A 6143-nucleotide genomic window follows, 5' to 3' on the forward strand; every position below is an offset into this window, starting at 1 on the left:
AGGTCCGGTGGTTTGGACAGCAGCGAAGTGCGACGCTTGCAAGTGCTGGAAGAGAAGAACCGTCGCCTGAAGCAGCTGGTGGCCAATCCGAGCCTGGACAAGCACATGCTCCAGGAGGTGCTGGCAAAAAAGCTCTAAGGCCTGATTGTCGCCGGAAGCGGGTGAACCACTTGCGGTTTTTCCCTGGCGATGGCGGACAAACTCAGAAAATTAAGGTAAAGGCAAATGATATTGCTCTGACCGAGTGTCATCACTTTGTCGCGATCACTTCAGCGATCAAATCACGGGTAACCTGCACCACCTCGGTGGCACTCGACGCTCTGCTGCAAATATATTCCTCCGGCAAGCCGATCTGGCACCGCTGAAATATTTGGTTGAGCCCTTCGAATTCTGCTACCTTGTAATACGCATCACCCCTGGATTGCCGGGTTCGGACAGGTAAGTCTATATTGATCCTACTAATGTGGGGCTGTGGCCTCCTGTTCTATCAGTGCCGGGTTGGGCACCGCATTGGGGAAGCACTCATAAACGGCGGAGACAACCCGCTGCCTCCAGTCAAAGTATTTGGGGATCTTCCACTCCCTATGGGGATGAACCGCATTGGTTAGCAGGACGACGATCATCTGGCTGTCAGGATCGACCCACAGGGAAATGCCGGTGAAACCGGTATGTCCGAAGCTGTTACTGCTGGCGTAGATTCCGCACGATTCTTCTCCGGGGGGACTATCCCAACCCAGGCAGCGAGAGCTGCCCTCCAGCACGTTGGCCCGCTGGGTGAACAGCTCCACCGTCTCCGGCTGGAAAATCACCGAGTCCCGGTATACTCCACCGTTCAACATCATCTGGGAGAAAATGGCCAGATCGTTCGCCGTAGAAAACAGTCCCGCGTTCCCTGACACGCCCCCAATGCTGTAGGCGTTCTCGTCGTGGACCACCCCTTTCACCAGCGTGTGGCGATAGATAGTATCCACCTCCGTCGGTACGACGCGTTTGAAACGGGTGACCGGGGGATTGTAATAGGTGGAATTCATGCCCAGCCGCTGAAAGATGCTGTCCTGGACGAATTGGTCCAGTGGCTGACTGGTAACTTTCTCCACGATCTTACCCAGCGTAATGAAGCCCTTGCAGGAGTATGCGTACTGTGTCCCGGGCGGGGCAACCAGGGGCAAGGCATACATGCTGTTTAACCGTTCTTCTGCGGTCTTGCCCATCAGGTAGACAGGTTGCCATTCTGGCCATCCGGAAGTGTGGGTGAGCAGGTGCCGGACGGTCACCTGGGACTTCATCCGGGTCTGTTCGGGGTCGGGGCCTCGAAAGCCGGGCAGGTAGGAGACCACCTTGTCATCCAGACCCAGTTGGCCCAGCTCAACCAGTTTCATCACCGCGGATGTGGTAGCCACTGTCTTAGTGACCGAGGCCAAGTCAAAAATGTCACCTCGGGTGGTGGGATGCTGCTTCTCATAGGTGTGAAATCCGAAGGCCTCGTGGATGAATATCTTGCCGTTTCTGGCCGCCAGGAGCACGCCACCGGGCCAGGCCGTATCCTCCACTGTAGCTTCCAACATAGGTCGGATGTGCGATATATCGGCTCCGACTTCCTCCGGTAGCGCACGCACCACGTGCGGAGGGGGCGGCGGCGGTTCTTCCATCTCCAGAGGATTCTCTGGCAGCTGGACGCCGGTACCGATCTCGGCCACACCCGGGATGGTAATAGGCAGGCGGCCGGAGATGGCCGTCTCCCCCAGCAGCGCCCCGGCCAGGGCCCGCTGCATCAGGCCGCTGTAATGGTAGGCCGCCAGATAGGCCGGCACCTCGGGGAAAGCCTGGATTAGGTAGGGCGTGCCGAAACTGGTCACAATCAACCGGTCGGTGCGTTCGCGCAGGGCCTTGACAAACTGCACCTGATGGTCCGGCAGGAAGATGCGGTCCTTACGTACACCGAGGCTGCAGAAAGCGTTGAGCACCACCCGGCCCGATTCAGGGATGGACGCCACTACCGACTCATAGTACTCGGGCGGGTCCGATTCGTCCAGCTGCAGGGGCTGGACCGGCAGGCCGCTGTACATCAGTCCACGGGTCACCAGCGTCAGGCTATGGTTGTACGGGTAATCGTACAGGTCAATGACATACACGGTGTCATCCTCGGTGGTAGCCCGGAGCGGCACCAGGTCGCCTTCGTTTTTCACCAGCGTGATCGCGTCGGCCGCGATTTCATTCACAATCTGCTGGAACTCGGGATTCCCCACCAGCTTGTAGGCCTGTTCCTGGCTGGTGTAGCGATTCCTGTGCAGACCTACCTTCTCCTTCAACATCAGCATCTTCAGGGCTGCCTCGTTGATGCGATCCTCGCTGATCAAGCCGTCACGAACCGCTTTCTCTACAATGTCTATAGACCTGCGTAGGTTATAAGTCTTAATAATAATAATATCATTCCCGGCGTTGATAGCCTCGATGAGGGCGTAGGCATCCGTATAGTTCTGGGTAACCCCGCCCATATCCATGGCATCGGTGATCACAACACCCTTGAAACCGAGCTGCTTGCGCAGCACTTCGGTTGTCCAGAATTTCGAGAGGGTTGCCGGTGTTTCAGCATGGGGCTGGTAATCCGGCGCGCGTATGTGCGCCGTCATTACAAGATCGATACCTTCCTCGATAGCAGCGATAAAAGGTGGTAGCTCCACAGACCATAATCGGGCAGAATCACTGGGGATGACAGCCAGGTTGGAGTGGGAATCGGTCTCGGTGGCGGCGGGACCGGGGAAATGCTTAGCGGTACCCAGCATACCGTTATCCCGCATACCCCGGATAAATGCTCTAGAGAATTCGATCACCTTTTGTGGATCCTCGCCGTAGGAGCGAGTGTTGATGATCGGATTGGCCGGATTGTTGTTCACGTCTACAACCGGCATCAGGTTCAAGTGTATGCCCACCGCCTTGCCTTCCAGGGCGGTAATCCGTCCCGTCTGATAGGCATACTCAGGATTCCCGGTGGCACCGACGGCCATGAGTACTGGTAGATCGGTCGAACCCGGGAAACGCTGCCCTACCCCCCGCTCGATGTCGGCATCAAACAGGATGGGAACCCTGGACAGCTTCTGCAAACGGTTCATCATGGTAAGCGAGCTGCTCACATCGCCGCGGCTGAGATGGATCCCTCCGATCCCATCACTCTGAATCAGATCTACGAGCTCCTGCCATTCCTCGGACTCGTCATTCAAGAAACTCATACTCATAGCGTGAAAGAGCATCATCTGGGCGATTTTCTCCCGGAGGGTGAGTTTCTTGAGGGTTGCCCGTGCCCAGGCACCCTCGCCGCCCAGAACTGCCAGTGAAGCGCAGCTCGTGAAGAGAAGCATCATCACGGTTATGATGGTAATGGGTTTAGCCAGGAAATTAATGCGTTTCATGGATATACCTTTTATTCGGTTGATGAGATATAAGGAATTTGCGCATCTAGAGCTTCGATGTCGCATCTAGAGCATTGATTTCGATTGAAGAAATATAGCGAATTTACACATCCAGAGCATTGATGCACGAGTATTAGGATCTAGGGTTAGCTACGCATGCGCGGCTGAGAGTGAGTGCTGGATTTCCAGGGCGCAGTCCACAGCATCCACGGCGCTGGTAACAGAAGACAGAGTTCCCTTGCTAATCTCTTTATGCCACCCTCGCCGCGGAACCGCGGGATGAGGGGCTTGAGGAGTTCGCGGTTGTGTTTGAGGAGCTGGTGATCCTTCTCCTCATCCTTCAACATCAGGACGGTGTAACCCACGATGTCGGCGAGCTAGCGCCTTTGGCCTTCGTAAAAATTATTTGGATGATCACGTGGCCAATATTAATAAAAGGGCATCTAGATGCAACAGAAACCGGACCGGGTGGGCGGTGCACCCGGCTGCTAGTACCCCGCAGCGTGTCCGTCTTTACGGGACTCGGACGCGCCGTAGTACACCTGGTTTTTCTGGTCCCACATGATCGCCTGGTAGCCTCCAAAGAGTCCCACTACCCTTGTCAGGCGGTGTCCCCGGCGGATCAGATCCCGCTCCATCTCATAGGGGAACCCGGACTCCAGATGTACAGCTCCCCCGTCGGTCATCACCTCGCCGGTGGGCTCCGACGAGCCAGAATGGATGAAGCGAAGGGCGTCGCCGGCTTCCTGAAGATTCATACCGAAGTCCACCAGGTTGATCACGATCTGAGCGTGCATCTGGGGCTGGGTGGCGCCCCCCATCACGCCGAAGCTGATCCAGGGCTTGCCGTTTTTCGTAATGAAGGCGGGGATAATAGTATGGAAGGGGCGCTTGCCGGGAGCGTAGCTGTTAGGCCGGTCAGGGTTCAGATCGAACCGCTCGCCCCGGTCCTGGAGCATGAAACCCAGACCGTCGGGGACCATTCCCGAACCCATGCCCCGACAATTGCTCTGGATCAGGCTCACCATGTTCCCCTCGCCGTCGGCCACGGTCAGGTAAACGGTATCGCCGTGGCGGAGGGCTTTGTTACCTGCCTCGTAGCTGAGGGCAGCCTGTTGAGGGTCAACAAGACGCTGGCGTTCCCGGGCATATCGTTTCGAGATCAGTGTCTTAACCGGTATGTCGGCAAAGGCCGGGTCGGCGTAGAACCGGGCCCGGTCCTCGAAGGCCAGCTTCTTGGCTTCCACGAAATGGTGAATGTAATCGGCGCTGGCATAGCCCATGGCAGCGATGTCATATCCTTCCAGAATGTTCAGGATTTGGAGGGCGGCGATCCCCTGGCCATTGGGGGGCAGCTCCCAAACGTCGTAGCCCCTATAATTGGTGGACACCGGTTCCACCCACTCGGAGGTGTGACGCGCCAGGTCCTCGTACGACAGGAAACCGCCCTGTTGCTGCATAAAGGCACTGATCCGCCGGGTGATATCTCCCTTATAGAACATATCCCGTCCCCCCTGGGCGATCTTCTCCAGTGTGTTGGCCAGGTCGGGATTGCGGAACATCTCCCCTTTGCGGGGAGTATGGCCGTCGGGCATGTAGGTTTGCCTGAAATTGGGGTAGTCTTCGAAAATTCGCCCGGCGCTTTCCAGCTCATAAGCAATGATCTCAGTCACCGGGAAGCCTTCTCTGGCGTAACGGATGGCAGGGGCCAGGATCTGCTCCATGGTCAGGTGGCCAAAGCGCTTGTGGAGTTCGAACCACCCGTCAACGGCACCTGGCACCGACACCGGCAGGGGACCGTAGGCGGGGATTACTGTCAGCCCCTGCTGCTGGAAATATTCCATAGTAAGGGACCGGGGCGATCGGCCGCTGGCGTTCAGGCCATAGAGTTTTTCCGTTTTGGCATCCCAGACGATGGCAAAGAGATCCCCGCCGATACCGCAGCTGGTGGGTTCCATCAGCCCCAGGGCAGCATTGGCAGCGATGGCCGCGTCTACGGCGCTTCCGCCGGCCTTAAGGATGTCTAGAGCGATCTGAGTGGCTAGGGGATGACTGGTGGCGGCCATGCCGTGCCGGGCTATGACCTCGGACCGGGTGGCGAATGGCTCGCCGGTGATGCGGTCCCCGGCGGTGAGGACGGCGGCGCCCAGAAGTATTAAAGAAATCGCAGATAGTTTTTTCATAGTGCAATATCCTCAATGCATTATACAGTTAGCGTTTGCCCCCCATCTTGTACCTTCACATCGCTCAGGACAGGCTCTTCTCCCGGTGGAAGAAAGGACCATAAGCCCGGTCAGTGTAGGTCTCCCCATTTCAGGTCCAGGCTTAAAGTGAGTATCCGGCCTTGAATTTCTGCGCAGCTCTGGATAATTCAAATGGTGTCAAATAGCCCAGAGAAGCGTGAGGACGACTATCACTGTAGTGGTACCTCCAAGCTTCAATCTAATCCCTGGCATCCTGTAAAGACAAGAACCAATGGGCATTTGAGCATTCCTCCCGAAAACGTCCATTGAAACTCTCGATATAGACATTGTCTCCCAGCTTGCCTTGAGAAGAGAAATCCAACGTTACCCCGTTCTGGTAGGCCTACTTGTCCAGAAACATGGAAATTGCCAGCACCTCCTGGAGCATGTGCTTGTCCAGGCTCGGATTGGCCACCAGCTGCTTCAGGCGACGGTTCTTCTCTTCCAGCACTTGCAAGCGTCGCACTTCGCTGCTGTCCAAACCACCGGACCT

Annotated in this window: 2 protein-coding genes and 3 pseudogenes; 1 reads left to right on the forward strand and 4 read right to left on the reverse strand. The window is 56.7% G+C overall.

The window, feature by feature from the left end:
- Nucleotides 1-132 (forward strand): annotated as a pseudogene (locus ACETWG_09705) (IS3 family transposase).
- 326 nt (nt 133-458) lie between these two features.
- Here the strand turns inward: ACETWG_09705 and ACETWG_09710 are convergent.
- The 4 genes and pseudogenes from ACETWG_09710 to ACETWG_09725 all read right to left on the reverse strand — a co-directional run bounded on the left by ACETWG_09710 (nt 459) and on the right by ACETWG_09725 (nt 6143).
- Nucleotides 459-3407 (reverse strand): glycoside hydrolase family 3 N-terminal domain-containing protein, encoded by a 2949-nt coding sequence (locus tag ACETWG_09710; protein ID MFB0516860.1) that lies wholly within the window; start codon nt 3405-3407, stop codon nt 459-461.
- A gap of 488 nt (nt 3408-3895) precedes the next feature.
- Complete coding sequence (gene ggt, locus ACETWG_09715; protein MFB0516861.1) at nt 3896-5590, reverse strand: gamma-glutamyltransferase; 1695 nt, start codon at nt 5588-5590, stop codon at nt 3896-3898.
- Nucleotides 5591-5732: 142 nt separating this feature from the next.
- Nucleotides 5733-5993: pseudogene (locus ACETWG_09720) on the reverse strand (transposase).
- 27 nt (nt 5994-6020) lie between these two features.
- Nucleotides 6021-6143, reverse strand: a pseudogene (locus ACETWG_09725) (IS3 family transposase).

It is taken from the genome of Candidatus Neomarinimicrobiota bacterium, from assembly GCA_041862535.1.
In the GTDB taxonomy this organism is placed as follows: Bacteria; Fidelibacterota; Marinisomatia; order SCGC-AAA003-L08; family TS1B11.

Excerpts from the sequence above, each read along its gene's own strand:
- ACETWG_09710 (MFB0516860.1), bottom strand. The coding sequence starts at position 3,407 with ATGAAACGCATTAATTTCCTGGCTAAACCCATTACCATCATAACCGTG.
- ggt (MFB0516861.1), bottom strand. The coding sequence starts at position 5,590 with ATGAAAAAACTATCTGCGATTTCTTTAATACTTCTGGGCGCCGCCGTC.